This window comes from Erwinia sp. (assembly GCF_031978025.1).
Classification (GTDB): Bacteria; Pseudomonadota; Gammaproteobacteria; order Enterobacterales; family Enterobacteriaceae; genus Erwinia.
Window position 1 is genome coordinate 1 of sequence record NZ_DALZCD010000053.1, and the last position, 19,299, is coordinate 19,299.

At 54.5% G+C, this 19,299-nt stretch carries 15 protein-coding genes; 12 read left to right on the forward strand and 3 right to left on the reverse strand.

Annotated elements, in window-relative coordinates:
• A partial coding sequence (locus tag RTK32_RS06240; RefSeq protein WP_312042615.1) for a methyl-accepting chemotaxis protein occupies nucleotides 1–1,367 on the forward strand: 1,367 nt, incomplete at its 5' end.
• 809 nt (nucleotides 1,368–2,176) lie between these two features.
• Entirely contained in the window at nucleotides 2,177–3,823 is a 1,647-nt protein-coding gene (locus tag RTK32_RS06245) for a dihydroxyacetone kinase subunit DhaK (RefSeq protein WP_312042616.1), read from the forward strand.
• Nucleotides 3,824–3,854: 31 nt separating this feature from the next.
• Here RTK32_RS06245 and sbmA read toward each other — a convergent pair whose 3' ends face one another.
• The gene (sbmA, locus tag RTK32_RS06250; RefSeq protein WP_312042617.1) at nucleotides 3,855–5,054 is read right to left on the reverse strand and encodes a peptide antibiotic transporter SbmA; all 1,200 of its coding nucleotides are present in this window, start codon (nucleotides 5,052–5,054) and stop codon (nucleotides 3,855–3,857) included.
• A 438-nt stretch (nucleotides 5,055–5,492) separates the two neighbouring features.
• On the opposite strand from sbmA, the gene RTK32_RS06255 reads away from it, so the two are divergent.
• The 8 genes from RTK32_RS06255 (at nucleotide 5,493) to yjdN (ending at nucleotide 15,963) form a co-directional block, all read left to right on the forward strand.
• Nucleotides 5,493–8,375, forward strand: a complete 2,883-nt coding sequence (locus RTK32_RS06255) for an EAL domain-containing protein (protein ID WP_312042618.1) — start codon at nucleotides 5,493–5,495, stop codon at nucleotides 8,373–8,375.
• A 308-nt stretch (nucleotides 8,376–8,683) separates the two neighbouring features.
• On the forward strand, nucleotides 8,684–9,415 hold the full coding sequence (locus tag RTK32_RS06260) for a gluconate 2-dehydrogenase subunit 3 family protein (protein WP_312042619.1): 732 nt from the start codon (nucleotides 8,684–8,686) through the stop codon (nucleotides 9,413–9,415).
• A 2-nt stretch (nucleotides 9,416–9,417) separates the two neighbouring features.
• Nucleotides 9,418–11,202 carry a GMC family oxidoreductase gene (locus tag RTK32_RS06265; RefSeq protein ID WP_312042620.1) on the forward strand — a complete coding sequence of 595 codons (1,785 nt, stop codon included), beginning with the start codon at nucleotides 9,418–9,420 and terminating at the stop codon, nucleotides 11,200–11,202.
• Between the two features lie 11 nt (nucleotides 11,203–11,213).
• Nucleotides 11,214–12,527: a c-type cytochrome gene (locus RTK32_RS06270; RefSeq protein WP_409451069.1), complete on the forward strand. Its 1,314-nt coding sequence runs from the start codon at nucleotides 11,214–11,216 to the stop codon at nucleotides 12,525–12,527.
• Between the two features lie 350 nt (nucleotides 12,528–12,877).
• Complete coding sequence (locus tag RTK32_RS06275; RefSeq protein WP_312042622.1) at nucleotides 12,878–13,291, forward strand: GNAT family N-acetyltransferase; 414 nt, start codon at nucleotides 12,878–12,880, stop codon at nucleotides 13,289–13,291.
• Nucleotides 13,292–13,304: 13 nt separating this feature from the next.
• The gene (locus RTK32_RS06280) at nucleotides 13,305–13,991 is read left to right on the forward strand and encodes a PAS domain-containing protein (protein ID WP_312042623.1); all 687 of its coding nucleotides are present in this window, start codon (nucleotides 13,305–13,307) and stop codon (nucleotides 13,989–13,991) included.
• A 13-nt stretch (nucleotides 13,992–14,004) separates the two neighbouring features.
• A complete protein-coding gene (locus RTK32_RS06285; RefSeq protein WP_312042627.1) occupies nucleotides 14,005–15,285 on the forward strand; it encodes a cytosine permease in 1,281 nt (426 codons plus the stop codon).
• A gap of 237 nt (nucleotides 15,286–15,522) precedes the next feature.
• A complete protein-coding gene (yjdN, locus tag RTK32_RS06290) occupies nucleotides 15,523–15,963 on the forward strand; it encodes a VOC family metalloprotein YjdN (RefSeq protein WP_312042624.1) in 441 nt (146 codons plus the stop codon).
• On the opposite strand, the gene RTK32_RS06295 is transcribed toward yjdN, so the two are convergent.
• Nucleotides 15,956–16,864, reverse strand: coding sequence for a LysR family transcriptional regulator (locus tag RTK32_RS06295; RefSeq protein WP_312042628.1), 909 nt, complete (start codon nucleotides 16,862–16,864; stop codon nucleotides 15,956–15,958). The genes yjdN and RTK32_RS06295 overlap by 8 nt on opposite strands.
• A 96-nt stretch (nucleotides 16,865–16,960) precedes the next feature.
• Here RTK32_RS06295 and RTK32_RS06300 point away from each other — a divergent pair, with 96 nt between their 5' ends.
• A complete protein-coding gene (locus RTK32_RS06300) occupies nucleotides 16,961–18,028 on the forward strand; it encodes an SDR family oxidoreductase (protein WP_312042625.1) in 1,068 nt (355 codons plus the stop codon).
• A gap of 4 nt (nucleotides 18,029–18,032) precedes the next feature.
• On the opposite strand, the gene RTK32_RS06305 is transcribed toward RTK32_RS06300, so the two are convergent.
• On the reverse strand, nucleotides 18,033–18,668 hold the full coding sequence (locus tag RTK32_RS06305; RefSeq protein WP_312042629.1) for a GNAT family protein: 636 nt from the start codon (nucleotides 18,666–18,668) through the stop codon (nucleotides 18,033–18,035).
• A 146-nt stretch (nucleotides 18,669–18,814) separates the two neighbouring features.
• On the opposite strand from RTK32_RS06305, the gene RTK32_RS06310 reads away from it, so the two are divergent.
• On the forward strand, nucleotides 18,815–19,299 hold a 485-nt coding region (locus tag RTK32_RS06310; RefSeq protein WP_312042626.1), incomplete at its 3' end, for a Sua5/YciO/YrdC/YwlC family protein.

Sequence of the window (19,299 nt, forward strand, 5' to 3'; positions counted from 1 at the left end):
ACATGCCACCGGAAGCATTCGCCGATATGTGGGCAACGCTACAGCAGGGCGAGCCGTGGTGCGCGCTGGTGAAAAACCGCCGTAAGAACGGCGATCACTACTGGGTACGCGCCAATGCCGTCCCGGTCGTGCGCGACGGTAAGATACAGGGCCATATGTCCGTCCGTACCCGCCCTGCTGCGCAGGAGATCGCTCAGGCTGAAAAATTGTATAAAGAGTTTCGCGAAGGCAAGCGCGCAGGCTGGTGCTTCCATAAAGGGTTGCTGGTGCGCACCGGCATGCTGCGCTGGACCTCGCTGCTGAAAACCATGCCGCTGCGCTGGCGCATTCGTTCCGCGCTGATGGCGCTGTGGCCGCTCTCCGTAGCGGGCGTCTGGCTACTGGGGCTGCCGGGGCTGCAGCTGGCGATGTTCAGTGCCATCATGGCCGTGCTGCTGCTGCTGACATCGGGCTGGCTTGAACAGCAAATTTCTCGGCCGGTCGAGCGGTTGTGCAAACAGGCGCTGAGCGTGGCGACCGGGGCCTGTCAGCAGGTCGACCAGATGGATCGTGTGGATGAAATCGGCACCACGCTGCGAGCGGTCGGGCAGCTGGGACTCATGTTCCGCTGGCTGCTGGACGATGTTAGCGGTCAGGCGGTGAATGTAATGAGCGCCAGCGATGCTATCTCGCACGGTAACAACGAACTCAGCCGCCGTACGGAACAGGCGGCAGCCAACGTTCAGCAAACGGCTGCTACCATGAATGAACTGACCGCAACGGTAAAAAGCAACACCGAAACGGCTCAGCAGGTGAATGTGCTTTCCGCCAACACGCGCGACGCGGCGACCAAAGGCGGCAGCGTGATGAAAGATATGGTTAGCATGATGGCTGAAATTGCCGACAGTTCGGAAAAGATCGCCAATATCACCAGCGTTATTGATGGCATAGCGTTTCAGACCAATATTCTGGCGCTGAACGCAGCCGTGGAAGCCGCACGTGCGGGCGAACAGGGTAAAGGTTTTGCCGTCGTGGCCGGAGAAGTGCGTAGCCTGGCCCAGCGCAGCGCAAAAGCCGCCAGTGAAATAAAAAACCTGGTGGAAAACAGCGCGCTGAAGGTAGAGTCCGGTAGTGCTCACGTTAACGGTGCGGGCAGGACGATGGAAGAGATCGTTTCTCAGGTGCAGAACGTCACTTCACTGATTGCGCAGATCAGCGCGGCCACTTCCGAACAGGCTACGGCACTGAGCGAAGTCAGTTTGGCGGTAGAAGACCTGGATAATATCACTCATCAGAACGCCGCGCGGGTGGAGGAAGGGGCACAGGCAGCCAGCCGGATGACTCATCAGGCCACGCGTCTGGTCGAAGCGATTAGCGTGTTCCGCTAACGGCAATGCAGGCTCCGTTCGCGCCATTGGTTAGCGGGCAGCGGACGGGGCTGATTTTTTACCCTACTGGTTTTTAAACGGTATTCCTTACGATTTCTGCTTCCTGACGCCGATGTTTCCTGGCTCTGTTTTACCCAATAAGCCTGTTCCGCTGTCCCTCTCCCTCCCTTCCGGGTTGCCGCTGGCGCGAGCGCGCTGCAGTCTATTTCTGGCCGGCAGCTTTCTTTGTGCAGTCAGCCTTTATCTTTCTCACTGCTGCGAAAAGATGGCCATAAAAAAAGAGCAGGTCTTGCGACCTGCTCCGTATAACGCCCTGGTGGTGGCGTGGTGAAGCTTATCCTGCTACAGAGGGAAGTCGTCTGCGTAAAAGAGAACTGGTCTTGTTATCAAAGAGGAGTGACCAGGATCGCAGAACGATAACCAAAACTGTACAATAATTAGTTGGTATACTGCAATCTCAAAATCTGCGCGAAGAAACATTTAGGAGTAATGCTGGATGGTTACCTGATAAAAACGTTAATAATCAGGTTGCTTTTTATTGTCATTCAGAGTTTTCTTATGGTCAGCGCGCAGAGGCCCGACCAGAAGCTCCCGGTCGATCCTGTCAAAAATACTGTTAAAAAGCATAAAATATTCTGTTGTTTTTTCGTGAGCTTTTGCAAAATATCGTTGCCTGCAACCGCCCAAATACGCCTGTTTTATGTTGATGCGTTTCTCCCCGGTATGCTTATTCCCTGTACGACCTCCGCAAGAATTCAACTACAGTTAGTGACTTAGTCCGCTCTTTTCAGCCAGGAGGAAGAAGGTTTATGAGTCAGTTTTTCATGCATAAAAAAAGCGATTTGGTCAGTGAAGCGATTGAAGGTGCGCTGATTGGCAACCCGTGGCACAACCTGAGTTTGCTGGATGCTGGCCCCGATATCCGGGTGGTGGTGCGTAACGACTGGGATAAAGAGGAGGTGGCGCTGATTTCCGGCGGGGGTTCCGGCCATGAACCGGCGCACGTAGGCTTTGTTGGTAAAGGTATGCTGACGGCTGCCGTCTGCGGCGATATCTTCGCATCGCCGAGCGTGGAGGCCGTGCTCAGCGCTATCATCAACGTCACCGGTAAAAAAGGCTGCCTGCTGATTGTTAAAAATTACACCGGCGACCGGCTGAACTTTGGCCTGGCGGCGGAAAAAGCGAAAAAGCTGGGTTTCAAGGTCGATCTGGTCATGGTGACGGATGATATTGCTCTGCCGGAAAATCCGCAGCCGCGCGGTATTGCCGGTACAGCGCTGGTCCATAAAGTAGCGGGTTATGCTGCCGCTAATGGAAAATCGCTGGAAGAAGTGACGGCGGCGGCTAATGACGCCATTGCGGCTACCGCCAGCCTTGGCCTGGCCTTCAGCAGCTGTCATGTCCCGGGCGAAGCGCGCGACGAGCGGGTCAAAGAGGGGCACAGTGAGTTAGGCATGGGCATCCATGGCGAGCCCGGTACCTCCACGCTGCACACTCAGGACAGCCGTGAGATTGTTTCACTGATGGTAGAGAAGCTGGCGGCGCATAATCCTGACCACAAAAAGACGGCGTTGTTAATCAACAATCTGGGCGGTTTCTCCTCGCTGGAAATGGCGGTACTGACGCGTGAAATATTACATTCGCCATTGGGAAAACAGGTCGACTTGTTGATTGGCCCGGCGACGCTGGTCAGCGCGCTGGATATGAAAGGTTTTTCGCTGTCGACGATGCTCCTTACCGATGCGTTGGCGGAAGCGCTACAGGCACCGGTTGAGGCCAGTGGCTGGCAGCCCGCGGGTAAGCCTGCGCCACTCAATACGCTTCAGGGCGAAAAGGTCGCGCGGCGGCAGCAGGTTACGGCTTCACAAAATGCGTCAACGGCGAGCGTGGTCAACACCGTTTGCCGCACGCTGGCAGAGCTGGAAAACGAGCTGAACCAGCTGGATGCTAAAGTGGGCGATGGGGATACCGGCTCGACCTTTGCCGCCGGGGCGAAAAAAATCCTGGCTGAGCTGGAAGCCAACAGGCTGCCGCTGAACGAGCCGGAGAGCCTGTTAACGTTGATTGGTGAAGAGCTGGCGGTCGTCATGGGCGGCTCCAGCGGCGTGCTGATGTCGATTATGTTTACCGCGGCCGGGCAGAAGCTGGAAGAGGGCGATACGCTGCCGCAAGCCCTAAGCTATGGGTTGGAAAGAATGCAGCACTACGGCGGCGCGCGGCCGGGCGATCGCACCATGATTGACGCGCTGGATCCCGCTTTCGCCGCGCTGGTAGCCGGTAAAAGTATAGAGGCGGCGGCGCAGGCAGCGAAAGCGGGCGCGGAGAAAACGGCGCAGATGAGTAAAGCGCAGGCGGGCCGCTCCTCTTACCTGAATCAGGAAAGCCTGAACGGCGTGAAGGATCCGGGCGCTTATGCAGTAGAGCAGGTCTTCGCCAGACTGGCTGCACAAAAATAGCGGCATCGGGGCACGGATCCTGTCGTGCCCCTTAACGTTCGCCCTGAGCTTCCCTGTCCAGTACCTGTTCAAACAACCGCAAACGTTTATAGATAGACAGCAGTTCTACCAGCGTACTCCACGAATACACCAGATACTGAAAGGCGCCGCGCACCTGTTCAAACACATTGTTAATTTGCTGAAGCAGCCCGAAAGTGATAGCGGCGGTCACAACAGAAGGAAACAGCACCACCAGACCGAAAACGGCGTCGAGCTGTAAATAGAGCGAACGGGCGATATTAAAATAAAGATAGTGAAAGTAGAGCCGGAAATAGTTTTTACGGATCAGCCAGAACAGGTTTTTCACTGTGGGCGGGCTGGCGCGTGTTGGATCATCTTCGCCGTAGACCAGCTCTTTACGATAGGCGGCCTCCACCTGCTGATTACGAAATGAAAGACCCGGCAGCTTAATCCCTACCGCGGCCAGCAGCCCGGTGCCAAGCAGTGACCAGAGCACTACGGCAATCACCAACGCATAGGGGAGATCCCCGAGCAGCGGCACGTTTTTCACGTGTACCGACAGCCCGATCAGCACCGGTAAAAAGGCAATAAGCGTCATGACGGCATTAATCAGGCTCACGCCCATATCTTCCAACGTCGAGGCGAAACGCATAGTGTCTTCCTGTACGCGCTGCGCCGCGCCTTCGATGCTGCGCAATCGTGACCAGTGCGCCATGTAATGCTGGTTCATCGCCGTACGCCAGCGAAAAATATAGTGGCTGATAAAGAACATATTCAGCACATCGACCAACACGGCAAACAGCGCGATGCTGAGAAAACCGAGCAGCTGATGGTAAAGCGTGGCGATCTGCACTGAATTAGGATGCGTCAGCGCCCGCTGGATAAGATCGTAAAACGGTTCGTACCAGGCATTGATGGCGACGTTCATCTGGACTGAAAACCACGTCACAAAGATAATCAGCGCGGAGCCGTTGACCGACCAGCGCTGCCAGGGGTGAGGACTGAACAGGCGCCAGAAACCGGCAAATAGCGCAAATGCGGCAAAGTAGTACAGATAGAAAGCGAGGGCCGAGGGCGCGATAAACCGCAGAGCATTATTCGGTAGCGGGCCGGCATTAGCGAGCGATGCCAAATGAGACAGCCCGGAAAACCAGCCAATAATAGCGATAGCGCACCAGAGGGCTGCGCTGGTAAAAAACAGGGCGGGCCGGGGGAAAAAGGATTTAAACATAGCGACTCCAAAACGATAATCCGACCATATAACGTGTTTAGTTGTTAACGGTCTTACTCGTTTTGTATCCGTCAGTGTCCGTGTGCCGCGTCGGACATTGCCGAATTTTATGATATGCCCTTTCTCCCGCAGGCGGCGTCCTACACGTAAAGGACGAGACTGCTGTCAATTTATCCCTTAAGAGATATCGCTCAGAACAGAGGCGAGGGCGGGTTGCAGCCACGCATCCAACCCGGCATAGTCCCTTCCCGCTTAAATAAGTGCTGAATATTATTTAAACGAGGCCGATAACGCTAAAGCACTTTCAGGCACCAGAGTCTGATTCAGTAAGGGTTTACAGGGAATAGCGGCGCGGGATCTTCTTAGAAAAGGCAGCTCGACGCGGCCATCTCCGCAGGCCTCGCCTTTTTCAGAGCAGCGTCCCCCAGGTGGAAAGAGATGAACGAAAATAATGATGTAATGTACCGGCTGCTGGTGCAAAGCGTGGTCGACTATGCCATTTATATGCTGAAGCCTGACGGCACCGTAGCCAATTGGAATACGGGGGCGAGGCGAGCAAAAGGCTATCTGCCGGAAGAAATTATCGGCAAAAATTTTGACTGTTTTTACAGCGTGGAAGACAGAGAAAAAGGGCTGCCGCAGCGCGGTCTGGCCATCGCCCGTGAAAAGGGACGATTTGAAACCGAAGGCTGGCGCTACCGCAAAGACGGCAGCGCTTTCTGGGCGCATGTGGTGATTGACGCTGTCTATGACGATGCGGGCGAAGCGATCGGTTTCGCAAAAATTACCCGAGACTGCACTGAACAGCAGGCGCAGCTCGCTGAACAGCGCGCTCAGGAGCAGAAATTCCGCCTGTTGGTAGAAGGCGTGGTGGATTATGCCATCTACATGCTCGATCCTGACGGCTACGTCGTCAACTGGAACGAAGGTGCCAGGCGCTCCAAAGGCTATACGACGGAAGAAATCGTTGGCAAACACTTCTCCTGCTTTTACAGCACGCAAGACCGCCTGGCTAAGCTCCCCGAAACCAATCTGAAAACCGCCTACCGCACCGGTCGGTTTGAAGAGCAGGGCTGGCGCTATCGTAAAGACGGCACTTCTTTCTGGGCGCACGTGGTCATTGATGCCGTACACGACGATGACGGCAAGCTAATCGGCTACGCCAAGATCACCCGCGACTGCACCGAACAACAGCGTGCGCTACAAGAGCAGCGTGAAAGGGAACAGGTATTCCGCCTGCTGGTGGAAGGTGTGACCGACTATGCCATCTATATGCTCGATCCTAAGGGCTACGTAGTAAACTGGAACGCTGGCGCTCATCGTGCCAAAGGCTATACCGCAGAAGAAATCGTCGGCAAACACTTCTCGTGCTTTTACAGCGCGCAGGACCGTTTTGCCTGTCTCCCTGATAAAAATCTTGCCATTGCGCAAAGCGTAGGCCGTTTTGAAGATCAGGGCTGGCGCTATCGAAAAGACGGCAGCGCTTTTTGGGCGCATGTGGGCATCGAAGCTATTCATACCGACGAGGGGCGATTGCTCGGCTTCGCTAAAATCACTCGTGACTGCACTGAACTACGCGAGTACGAACAGCAGATCCTGCGGGCAAAAGATCTGGCGGAGCAAAACAGCAATAAGATGGCCGCGCTGTCGACGTTTCTCGATACGATTATCGCCAATATTCCCAGCTGCGTCATTGTAGAAGATGTCGTGTCACGCGAAGTGCTGCTGTTAAACAGCAAGGCAGAACAGCTGCTGGGCGTCACCACAAAACAGCTGGTGGGCAAAAAGCTGGACGAGTACATGCCTTCAGAACTGAGCGGCTATTTCTCGCAGTTGGCCACCGCCGCTCAGCGTAATGAAGGCGTGCATAAAAATGAGCAGCTGCTGCGCACGCGAGGCGGCGAGCGGATTATTAACGCGTCGGCCTCGATCATTAACGGTAACGATGCCCGCAACAGCTATGTGCTGTTGATTGCTGACGACGTCACCGATCAGCGCGCAGCGGACGCGCGTATACATCACATGGCGCATCACGATAATCTGACCAGCCTGCCAAACCGCGTGCTATTCAGCCAGCGGCTAAACGAGGCGCTGCGCAACGATTTCGACAGCGGGAAAAAGACGGCGTCGCTCTGTCTGGATCTGGATCACTTTAAGAACGTTAACGATGCGCTGGGCCACCAGGTCGGTGACGACCTGCTGCGTGCCGTTGCCAGCCGCCTGCGCGGCGTGCTGCGTGAACAGGATACGCTGGCGCGTAACGGCGGCGATGAGTTTTCCATCGTGCTGCCGGGCCTGACGCATTTGCAGGAAGCCGAAGCGGTGGCGCAAAGGTTAATAGAAGCGGTACGTCCGACGTTTAACGTTGACGGCCACAGCCTGACGGTGGGGCTGAGCATCGGTATTGCTATCGCCATGGGGGGCCTCACCACGCCCGCCGAACTGCTACGCTGTGCCGATATGGCGCTGTACGAAGCCAAACGTAATGGCCGTAATCGCTTTGAGCATTTCTCCAGCGAAATGGGTGAAGCCGCCAGCAAGCGTCGAATGATCGAAACTGATTTGCGCGAGGCGATGACCCATCGCCACCTCAAACTTTACTATCAGCCCATTACCGACGGCCAGGGTCAGGAGATCATCAGCTACGAAGCGCTGATGCGTTGGCACCATCCGAAACAGGGGCTGATTATGCCGCTGGACTTTATTCCCGTAGCGGAAGAAACCGGGCTGATCCACTCGCTGGGCGCTTTCGCGCTGTACGAAGCCTGCCGGGAAGCGGTGAAATGGCCTGCTCATCAGAGCGTAGCGGTCAACCTTTCACCGTTACAGTTTAAAAACAGCTCGCTGGTGTCGGTAGTGGAAGCGGCGCTGAAGGATTCCGGCCTGGCACCGCACCGGCTGGAGGTAGAAATAACGGAGTCGGTGCTGCTGGACAACACGTTGGTCAATATTCGAATCCTGCAAAAGTTGAAAAAACTGGGCGTGCGCATCGCGCTGGATGACTTTGGCACCGGTTACTCTTCGCTCAGCTATCTGCGCTCTTTCCCGTTCGATAAAATTAAAATCGATAAGTCGTTTATCAACGATATGAAAGAAAGTCGTGAGGCGCTGGCAATTATCCGCGCGATTACCGGCATGAGCCGCAGCCTGGATATCCAGATCACCGCGGAAGGCGTGGAGAGCAGCGAGCAGTTCGAGCAGCTGAAAATCGAAGGCTGTACGCTGTTTCAGGGTTACTATTTTGGCCGGCCCCAGCCGTCGGAAACGCGTTTAAAACTGTTCGACCTGGATGAAAAACGCCCCGCGCCCGTTCAGTCTTAGCGGGTTCTCCTGTAACGGATAGCGTCATGAATAAAGCCCGCCGCGCGGCGGGCGTTCACGACTGCTTTTTATTTTTTCGGCCCGTGCGCCGATTTTTTACATCCTTCGCTTCATTGTTAATGAAATTGTGCCATTTTGTTTATTTACGCTAATTTTTTCCGCAGATTCCTGTTAAAATCCACAAATTGTTACCGGTAACATTGATTCAGATCACCTTAACGACCGATTTTTATAAAAAAACAGGTTAGCGGGTCGCCCCTCATGGATGCTTAAAGCCGAAAACCAGGCCATTTTTAAAAGGCAATGTCATGTCAAAAGAAACGATCGGAAGTTCCCGCAGGGATTTTCTGCTGAGAACCATTACGCTTGCGCCCGCCGTGGCGATTGGCAGTACGGGCCTGGGGGCGTTAACCGCGCCTGCGGCCATAGCCGCACCCGAGCCAGCCGGGCCGCAAAACGCCCGTGATTACCAGCCCACCTGGTTTACCCCGGAAGAACACGCTTTTATTAAGGCAGCCGTGGCGCGCCTGATCCCCGCCGATGAGCGCGGTCCTGGCGCACTGGAAGCGGGCGTGCCCGAGTATATCGATCGGCAAATGAATACGCCTTACGCGACCGGCTCCAACTGGTATATGCAGGGGCCTTTCCATCCCGATGCCGATAAAGCGCTGGGCTATCAGTATCCGCTGGTACCGCGTGATATTTACCGCCTTGGCCTGGCCGACGCGGATGCCTTTGCCAAAGCACAGCATGGCAAAGTCTTTGCCGACCTGAGCCACGACCAGCAGGACGCGCTGCTGCAGGCTTTTGAAGCCGGCAAAGCCGAATTCAAACAGGTTCCTTCAAAGGTTTTCTTCTCTTTCCTGCTACAGAACACACGCGAAGGTTTCTTCAGCGACCCTGTTCACGGCGGCAACCAGAATATGGTCGGCTGGAAGCTGATCGGTTTTCCTGGCGCGCGCGCAGATTTTATGGACTGGGTTGAGCGGGGCGAACGCTATCCGTTCCCGCCGGTGTCGATTCGTGGGGAAAGAGCATAAGCATGGCAAACGTAATGAAAAAAGTAGATGCGGTGATCGTGGGCTTCGGCTGGGCAGGATCGATCATGGCCAAAGAGCTGACCGAAGCAGGCCTGAACGTCGTTGCCCTGGAGCGCGGTCCGCATCGGGATACCTATCCTGACGGTGCCTATCCGCAGGTGATCGATGAGCTGACCTATAACGTCCGTAAAAAGCTGTTCCAGGATCTTTCCAAAAGCACCGTGACCATTCGTCATAATTCGGCGCAAACCGCACAGCCTTATCGCCAGCTTGCCGCATTTTTACCCGGTACCGGTACCGGTGGCGCGGGTCTGCACTGGTCAGGCGTGCATTTCCGCGTCGATCCGGTCGAGCTGCGGTTGCGCAGCCACTATGAAGAGCGCTACGGCAAAAAGTTTATTCCTGAAGGGATGACCATTCAGGATTTTGGCGTCACCTATGACGAACTGGAGCCGTTTTTCGATAAGGCCGAAAAAGTGTTCGGTACTTCCGGTTCCGAATGGCGCGTTAAGGGCAAAGTGGTCGGTGAGCAAGGCCGCGGCAACCCGTTCGCGCCCGATCGCTCCGATAAGTTCCCGCTGCCCGCGCAGAAGCGAACTTTCTCCGCACAGCTGTTTGCACAGGCCGCTGAATCCATCGGCTATCACCCTTACGATCTGCCTTCTGCCAATACTTCTGGCCCGTATACCAATACCTACGGTGCGCAAATGGGGCCGTGCAACTTCTGCGGTTATTGCAGCGGCTACGCCTGCTATATGTATTCCAAAGCGTCGCCAAACGTTAACGTCCTGCCTGCACTGCGTCAGGAAGCAAAATTCGAGCTGCGTGAGAACGCCAACGTGCTGCGCGTTAACCTGACGGACGACAAAAAGCGCGCCACTGGCGTGACCTATGTTGATGCGCTGGGCCGTCAGATTGAGCAGCCGGCTGACCTGGTCATCCTGTCCGCTTTCCAGTTCCATAACGTGCATCTGATGCTGTTATCCGGCATTGGCAAGCCTTACGATCCGGTCACCAACGAGGGAACAGTAGGCCGTAACTTCGCCTATCAGAATATCTCCACCATCAAGGCCTTCTTTGATAAAGACGTCTTTACCAACAACTTTATCGGCGCGGGTGGCGCGGGCGTGGGTGTGGATGACTTCAATGCGGATAACTTCGACCACGGTAAATATGGCTTTGTCGGCGGCTCGCCGTTCTGGGTTAACCAGGCGGGCGTGAAGCCTGTTTCTGGCCTGCCGACACCGCCAGGTACGCCCACGTGGGGCAGCCAGTGGAAAGCAGCGGTCGCCGACCACTATACGCATCATGTCTCTATGGACGCACACGGCGCGCATCAGTCCTATCGCAACAACTATCTGGATCTGGATCCGAACTACAAGGATGCCTTCGGCCAGCCGCTGCTGCGTATGACGTTTGACTGGCAGGAAAACGACATCAAAATGTCGCAGTTTATGCATGGACGGATGCACAAAATCGCCGAGGCGATGAACCCGAAACTGATCAGCGGCACGCCGAAAATGCCGGGTACCCATTTCGATACTACCGTTTATCAGACCACCCATATGAACGGTGGCGCGATCATGGGCGAAGATCCGAAAACCAGCGCGGTTAACCGTTATCTGCAAAGCTGGGACGTGTCGAATGTGTTTGTACCGGGCGCATCCGCCTTCCCGCAAGGGCTGGGCTACAACCCGACCGGCATGGTGGCGGCGTTGACCTACTGGTCGGCGAAAGCGATTCGTGAACAGTACCTGAAAAACCCGGGTCCGTTGGTGCAGGCTTAAGGATGACCATGATGAAAATGCTGATCCCGGCGTTGATGCTGGGTATGACGACCTTTGTTGCGGCGGCGGAGGATAACGGCGCCGATCTGATCAAGCGCGGCGAATATCTGGCGCGCGCGGGCGACTGTGTGGCCTGCCATACCAAAATGGGCGGCGACTCGTTTGCGGGTGGACTGGCGATGGCGACGCCTATTGGCAAGATTTACTCCACCAATATCACCCCCGATAAAAAAACCGGCATTGGCGACTACAGCTACGACGACTTCCAGAAAGCGGTGCGCCACGGCATAGCGAAAAATGGCGACACGCTCTATCCGGCGATGCCTTACCCTTCCTATGCTGTCGTCAGTGATGATGATATGCACGCGCTTTACGCCTACTTTATGCATGGCGTAAAGCCGGTCGAGGCAGAAAATCGGAAAAGCGATATCCCCTGGCCGCTGTCGATGCGCTGGCCATTGTCGATCTGGCGTGGCATTTTTGCGCCGGACGTAAAGGCTTTCCAGCCGATTAAAGGACAGGACGCCGTGCTGGCTCGCGGTCAGTATCTGGTCGAAGGTTTGGGCCACTGTGGCGCCTGCCATACGCCACGCAGCCTGACCATGCAGGAAAAAGCGTTGAACGACAGTGAAGGCAGCGATTATCTCTCCGGCAGCAGCTCGCCGATTGATGGCTATACTGCCAACAACCTGCGCGGTGACAGCCGTGACGGGCTGGGCCGCTGGAGTGAAGACGATCTGACGCAGTTCCTGCGCTATGGCCGTAACGATCATACGGCGGCTTTTGGCGGCATGACCGAAGTGGTGCAGCACAGCTTGCAGCATCTGAGCGACAGCGATATCACCGCCATTGCACGCTATTTGAAATCTCTGGGCGCCAAAGATCTGAATCAGGTCGGCTTTACGGCAGATGACAACGTAGCGAAGGCGCTGTGGAAAGGGGATGACAGCAAGCCGGGCGCGTCGGTGTATGTTGATAGCTGCGCCGCCTGCCATAAAACAGACGGTAGCGGCTATAAGCGTTTCTTCCCGCAGCTTAGCGGTAACCCAGTGGTACTGGCGGCGGATCCCACCTCGCTTATTCATATCGTGCTGAGCGGCGCGACGCTGCCTGGCGTAAAGGGCGCGCCTTCTGCTATTACCATGCCCGCCTTCGGCTGGCGTCTGAACGACCAGCAGGTGGCCGACGTGGTGAACTTTATCCGCACCAGCTGGGGTAATACGGCCAAAGAACAGGTCAGTGCCAGCGACGTGGCGAAAGTGCGTAAAAACGAGGCCGAACAGCAGGGCAGCGTGGATATTGAGAAGCTGATTGAAGTGAAATAAACAGCTTTGAATTGCAAAAACGGCCAGAAAACTGGCCGTTTTTTTTTGCCGTGTTAATTGTCATGGCGGGTCTTACTTTTTTTAGCGCGCTATTCTGGGGTTTACCCATTATTTCCGAAAAAATTCCTTCTTTACTTTGTGAGTCCTGGAAAGGGCAGAGTATTATTAATTTCGTAACGGAATAGTTTCCCTGGTGTCGGCATTAACTAAATCAACTGCTTATTTATAATTTATTTCCGTATAATAAAGACGAACCTGCATTAAATACCACGGTAGAAAATCCTCTTGAATTTTTATCGCCGAAAGAGTAATTGATGCGGACTGAATGTTAGTTTACGACGGGAGTAATAATGAAAATCATTGTCACAGACAATCCTGCTTTGCAGGATGAAGAGTTCGTGATTGATAATTTGTGGAAACATAACAGCCAGTTTGATGAGGTGGATATTACGCCACTTTTTCTTACGCTGCGAAACGAGCAAAACCATATCCTTGGCGGCCTGGTGGCGCGTACATGGTGGCAGGGATTAGAGGTGCAGTATCTCTGGGTTGGCGAAGATGCGCGCGGTCAGGGTAAGGGTCGGGAGCTGATGTTAAAGGCGGAAGAGGTCGCCAGAGATCGTGGCTGTCGCATGGCCTACGTGGACACCTTCGATTTCCAGGCAAAGGGCTTTTACGAGAAGCTGGGCTACAGCGTCTATGGCAACATGGAAGGTTACCTGGGCAAACATACGCGATTCTATCTACAGAAAATATTCGCATAACACGGAATCCGCCATGTCGTCCGCTAAGGCAAACTTCGGCGATTTTCGAAGCTTTATCAGCATGATGGAGCATCTTAACGAGCCATGGGGCATTAAAGACCGTCAATCCAGACACCTTTATATGAACAAGGCCGCTTATCTGTATAACCATACGCCTTTGTCATTCACGATTGAAGGTGCTTATGATAATGAGTTTCCGGCCAGTTGGGCGGAATGTTCGGAGACATTACAGGAGCACGATCGCCGTACGGAAGCGCGTCTGGAAAGAGTGGCGGTTATTGAAACGCATTACTGGTATGGCCGAAAAACGCTTTCGCCTTACGTCAGCGAAAAATTGCCCGTATTCGATGAAAAGGGGAACTGTATCGGCACTATCTGGAATGCCAGACCGTTGGAAACGCTGACGCCTTTAAAGTTTATTAACCAGAAAAAGCCTGGTGTGTTGACGACCGTGATTGAAAATACATTATTTACGCCGTCCGAGCTGGATATTATCTTCCTGATGTTACAGCGGCATACGGCGAAAGAGATCGCGACTATTTTTAACGTCAGTGCAAAAACAATTGAAAATCGGGTCTATACGATATATCAGAAAGCCGATGTGCATTCTCTGAAGCAATTTGAAGAATATTGTATCGCCCATGGACTGGAAAACTATATCCCTGCCCGTTTGATGAAGAAAGGGATTAACTTTATTTAATACGGAATAAGCCATCATGCAAATCAATGACTTTCCTTTGGAGCGCGTGCCCCAGCACAGCCGCGTCTCTTTTTTGAGCGTTGCTATTGTTCATATGGGGATGCTGACCGCCCTGGATCAATTTATGTTAGGTGCGGTGTTGGGCGACAGTATGAACCTGTCAGCAGCGCTGACCGCTATTGTGGCAGGCAGTCTGTTATTTGGTTTGATTACGTTTGGTTTTGGCTATATAGGCATGAAAGAAGGCCTTTCCGGCAGCATGCTGGCACGCTGGTGCGGCTTTGGCCGAACAGGATCTGCCCTGATCGGTATCGTGGTTGCAATCAGTTTATTGGGCTGGTTCGGTATACAGAATGCGATTTTTGCTAAATCGCTAAGCGCCGCGTTTCCCGATACGCTTAGCTTCCAAACGGCAGCGGCGCTATCCGGCCTGTTTCTTACCGTGCTGGTGGCTTTTGGTTTTAAGGCACTGCGTTTTACGGCGCGCATTGCCGTGCCGGTTTTTGTCACGCTAATCGCCTGGATCGCCTGGCAAACGCTGGCCACTGACCATGTGCAAGCGATGACCGTTGCGTCACCAGGCAAAGCGATTCTGTCGGTAAACGCAGGCATCACGCTGGTGGTGGGCGGTGCCATTCTTGCCAGTCTGATGACGCCCGACCTGACGCGTTATGCCCGCAAAGGCAGCCACGTCTTTGGCGTAACGCTGGCAACCATCCTCCTGGGTGAGTTTATTATCAATGGGTTGGCAATCTTTATTGCACGTAAGCTGAATACCGGCGATGTCATGTCTATCATCACACTTGCTTCCGGTACGGCAGGGCTGTTTGCCGTTATTTTTTCGACGCTCAGGGTCAATGACCTTAATCTTTACTCCTCGGCGCTTGGCGTGATCAACGCTGTAGAAAGCCTGAGCGGAATGAAATTACAGTATCGTCCCGTTACGCTGGCGTTAGGTGTACTGGGTACCACGCTGTCGGTATTAGGCATTTTGGATCACTTTGTCGATTTCCTGAATTTGCTCGGCGTCATTGTGCCGCCAGCGTTGGGTGTGATGCTGACAGAATATTTTCTGCTGAGGAAATATTGTCTGGCACTACAGTCTTCTCGTCGCGACGGCAGTTTGCCCGCGGAAACCGCGTTTACCGGCTGGCCTGCGATCCTCTCTACGCTGCTGGGCGGCTATGTCGGCCTGAATATGACTTGGGGCGTCTCCACCATCAACTCCTTTGTGGCGGCTTGCGCGGGCTATCTGCTACTGGAATGGCTGGCGGGAAAACTTGTCCGCCAGTAAGAAAAGCCTGAAATCACGGCGGCAAAGCGCCTTCACGCTGCCTTGCCGTCTCTTCACTGACCGCCGCTCTCCGTGCTGCTTCTCCGCTCCTGTCCCCTGGTTTATGGTGCGTTTTCATGTCGTAAGTTTTTAACTACTAACACGTTAATTTCTGACAATTAAGCGCCAGATCTCCCTCGCCTGCTACACTTTCTTCGAGCTTATACTTCAGCACGTACCTCAAACGAAGGAGATGTTATGCAACTTTCGCCTTATTTATATTTTTCGGGAAACTGTGAAGAAGCTATCGCTTTTTATCAGCAGGCTACGGGCGCCGAGCTGGCAGTTAAGATGACCTGGGGTGACGTGCCTGCAGACAAAAAACAGCAGCCGCAGAAGCAGAACAGCCCAAGCGCGGAGCAGCCTGCAGATGATAAAATCATACATGCGCTGCTGCACATTGGCGACGGCGAACTGCAAATGAGCGACAGCGTGGAAGCGGTTAACTACAATGGTTTTGCCGTTAGCCTGTCGAGCAACGATCCTGCCGAAGGCAAACGCTGGTTCGATAATTTGTCTGCTGGCGGCAAAGTGACGCTGGAATGGGAAGAAACATTCTGGGCAGCCGGTTTCGGCACGCTAATTGATAAATTCGGTGTGCCATGGCGCATCAACGTTAACAAACCCGAGACTAACTGATTCTTAGCCGATCCAGCGTGGCAAGCAGCGCGTCGACTTTCGGCAGCAGCTGCTTCCTGCGAGGCCAGACAATAAACAGCGGTAGTCCCTCTACCGCCAGTTCTGGCAGGATCGGTACCAGTGCACCGCTGGCTAACTCTTTTTCCAGTAGCCAGGTCGCCATTTGCGCCACGCCCAGCCCGGCTACCACGGCGGCGACCTGAGCTTCACCATCCCCCAGAGCCATACGATAAGACAACGTTCGCGCCAGCGTCCGTCCATCCGGCGAGCGAATAAGCCACGGGCTGGTACTGCCGTCTACGCGCTCGTAAACAATTGCCCGTCTTTCGGTCAGCGTCTGCAAAGAGTCAGGCGTGCCGTGCTGCGCCAGATAGTCTGGCGAAGCGCAGAAGATCAGCTTTTCATTACCCAAAAAACGGTAGCCCAGCGAGGGCGGAAAATCGATTGATCCCCCGATACGTACCGCGATATCCACGCCTTCTTCAAACAGATCGACAAAGCGATCGGAAAAAGACAGCGCGATCTGCATTTCCGGATTTTCCTGGCAAAACGCGTTAATTAGCGGCATGACCCGCATCCGGCCAAACGTGTTGGGCACGGCCATCCGTAACCGACCAACCGGAATGATACGCTGAGCCGCCAGCACCGATTCCGCTTCCGCCAGCTCGCCAAGCACCCGCGTACAGGTCTCATAAAAGGCCTGGCCGGCATCCGTCAGCGCCAGCCGTCGTGTGGTACGTTCAAACAGCCGCGAGCCCAGCCGCGACTCCAGTCTGGCGACGCTTTTGCTGACCGCCGAGCTGGTCAGGTGCAGGGCATCCGCAGCGGCGGTAAAGCTGCCGCGTTCTACGCTGACCACAAACGGGGTGATGTCTTTAAGGCGATCTCTGCTGACCATGATTAATGACTCATATTCTCAAATAATATGAATTTATACCTCTAATAAGATTTTAATTCTCTATTAAGCTTATCGGAACAGCAATCAGGAGGGAATTTTATGCAACAACGCGCACTTATAGTCGGCGTCAGCGGTGTTATCGGTACCGCACTGGCAGAGCAACTGACCGGCGAAGGTTGGGAAGTTTACGGTCTTTCTCGTGGACGTACTGCGGTTCCGTCAGGCTGCACCGCATTAACTGCCGATCTGACCGACTCAGAATCCGTTAAAAAAGCGCTGGCTGACGTGAAGGTGGATAAAGTCTTTTTCAGCGTTTGGGCACGCCAGGCAAATGAAAAAGAAAATATCCGCGTAAACGGCGCGATGGTACGTAACGTGATTGACGCGTTAGGTGACGGCCTGAAAGGCGGCCACGTGGCGTTGGTCACAGGGCTTAAGCACTATCTGGGGCCATTTGATGCCTATGGCAAAGGCGCCGTCCCGATGACGCCGTTCCGTGAGGAGCAGGGCCGACAGCCGGTCGATAACTTTTACTACGCACAGGAAGATGAAGTCTTTGCGGGCGCGAAAAAGTATGGCTTCACCTGGAGCGTGCACCGCCCGCATACCATTATCGGTTTTGCATTGGGCAATGCCATGAACATGGGCCAGACGCTCGCCGTCTACGCCAGCCTCTGCAAGCAGAGCGGCCAGCCATTTGTTTTCCCTGGCTCAAAAGCACAGTGGGAAGGCGTGACGGATATGACCAGCGCCAGCGTGCTGGCACAGCAGCTGGAATGGGCTGCTACCACACCGTCGGCACAGAATGAAGATTACAACGTGGTCAACGGTGACGTGTTCCGATGGAAATGGATGTGGGGTCAGATTGCCGACTATTTCGGTGTGGAAGCTGCCCCTTATCCGGATGAAATGCAGCCGCTGGAAGGACGCATGGAGGCGGCGGCAGAGCAGTGGAAAGCGATCGCGCAGCAGTTCGATCTCAAGGAAGCGGATATCAGCCGGCTGGTGTCCTGGTGGCATACCGATGCTGACCTGGGGCGCCCGATGGAGGTCTTTACCGACGTCAGCAAAAGCCGCAAGGCGGGTTTTACCGGCTATCAGTCCACGCGTGACGCTTTTTATGCGCTGTTTGACAAGCTAAAGGCAGAAAAACTCATTCCTGCCTGATGCTTCAGGCGCCGTGCGTAACAGCCGTTACGCACGGCGCGGCAGGCTGCTGGTATTCCTGTCGTAACATGCCATAGAGCGCACAGTCCCAGCGTTCCTCACCTACCACCACGCCCTGTCTCTGGACACCTTCCCGCACAAACCCCAGTTTTTCATAGGTGCGTATCGCTGCCTGATTAAAGGTATATACCCGCAGCTCAATACGTTCGATAGCTTCCTGCTGGAAAACCGTTGGAATCAGCTGCCGCAGCATGCTTTCTGCCAAATTCTGCCCCCGCATCGCTGGGTTAACCGCCACGCGACAGAGGCAGGCCAGATGATTATTCCAGTCAAACCCCACTTGCGCCACGGCGGCCAGCTCGCCTTCGTGCCTGCCGGCAAAGGTCAGCAGGCTTGCCGGTTTCTGGCTGGCGGAATCGAGCAGGGTGGCGAGAAAAGCCTCCTCCAGCGGCCAGGCGACGTCGGGCCCGGCCCATTGCGTTACGTCGGCTTGCGAGGTAAACCATTGGCTTAATACAGGCCGGTCTTGTTCGGTGAAAAAGGTCATTTGCATAGGGTGCTCACGCAGGCTAAAAGAATGAGTGGTGTAGATCCGTGAAAAGTTCATCTCGCTGATACGGCAGCACTCCACGGCCTGCACCAGCAACAATTGTTTCCTGAGGGAAACAATAGCGCTAATGCCTGCAGGACTGTTGCGAAAAAAAACGCCTGCGTTAGGATGAAGTTATCCGGGCAGGCCGTAAAAGCGCTGACCCCAACATAACTCTTATACTGGCAGGTGCACTCATGAGCAATAAAACTATTCACTGGAACGGCGGCTTACAGCCGGAAGCGGTCAATATCCTGTCTGCCGATGGCGGCATGATTGTTTGCCCAACCAAGGTCGGTTACATCATTATGACCTCCGACGCGAAGGGCCTGGAGCGCAAGTTTGATGCCAAGCAGCGCAACCGCAACAAGCCGGGCGTGGTGCTGTGCGGTTCGCTGGCACAGCTGAAAGAGCTGGCACAGCTGAACCCGGAAATCGAAGCGCTGTATCAACAGCACTGGGATAAAGACGTGCTGCTGGGCTGCATCCTGCCGTGGAAAGAAGAGGCCGTAGCGCGTATCCCGGAAGATGGCTCAAAAGAGCTGATGATGGATCGCCGTCAGACCAGCTGCTTCGTCATTAAATTTGGCGTGCCCGGCGAAAACCTGGCAAAAGAGCTGTGGGAAAATCACGGTAAATTCTCCTTCGCCAGTTCGGCTAACCCATCAGGTAAGGGCAACCG

Excerpts from the sequence above, each read along its gene's own strand:
- RTK32_RS06280 (WP_312042623.1), top strand. The coding sequence starts at position 13,305 with ATGTCGTCCGCTAAGGCAAACTTCGGCGATTTTCGAAGCTTTATCAGC.
- RTK32_RS06265 (WP_312042620.1), top strand. The coding sequence starts at position 9,418 with ATGGCAAACGTAATGAAAAAAGTAGATGCGGTGATCGTGGGCTTCGGC.
- RTK32_RS06255 (WP_312042618.1), top strand. The coding sequence starts at position 5,493 with ATGAACGAAAATAATGATGTAATGTACCGGCTGCTGGTGCAAAGCGTG.
- sbmA (WP_312042617.1), bottom strand. The coding sequence starts at position 5,054 with ATGTTTAAATCCTTTTTCCCCCGGCCCGCCCTGTTTTTTACCAGCGCA.
- RTK32_RS06270 (WP_409451069.1), top strand. The coding sequence starts at position 11,214 with ATGAAAATGCTGATCCCGGCGTTGATGCTGGGTATGACGACCTTTGTT.
- yjdN (WP_312042624.1), top strand. The coding sequence starts at position 15,523 with ATGCAACTTTCGCCTTATTTATATTTTTCGGGAAACTGTGAAGAAGCT.
- RTK32_RS06275 (WP_312042622.1), top strand. The coding sequence starts at position 12,878 with ATGAAAATCATTGTCACAGACAATCCTGCTTTGCAGGATGAAGAGTTC.
- RTK32_RS06260 (WP_312042619.1), top strand. The coding sequence starts at position 8,684 with ATGTCAAAAGAAACGATCGGAAGTTCCCGCAGGGATTTTCTGCTGAGA.
- RTK32_RS06300 (WP_312042625.1), top strand. The coding sequence starts at position 16,961 with ATGCAACAACGCGCACTTATAGTCGGCGTCAGCGGTGTTATCGGTACC.
- RTK32_RS06245 (WP_312042616.1), top strand. The coding sequence starts at position 2,177 with ATGAGTCAGTTTTTCATGCATAAAAAAAGCGATTTGGTCAGTGAAGCG.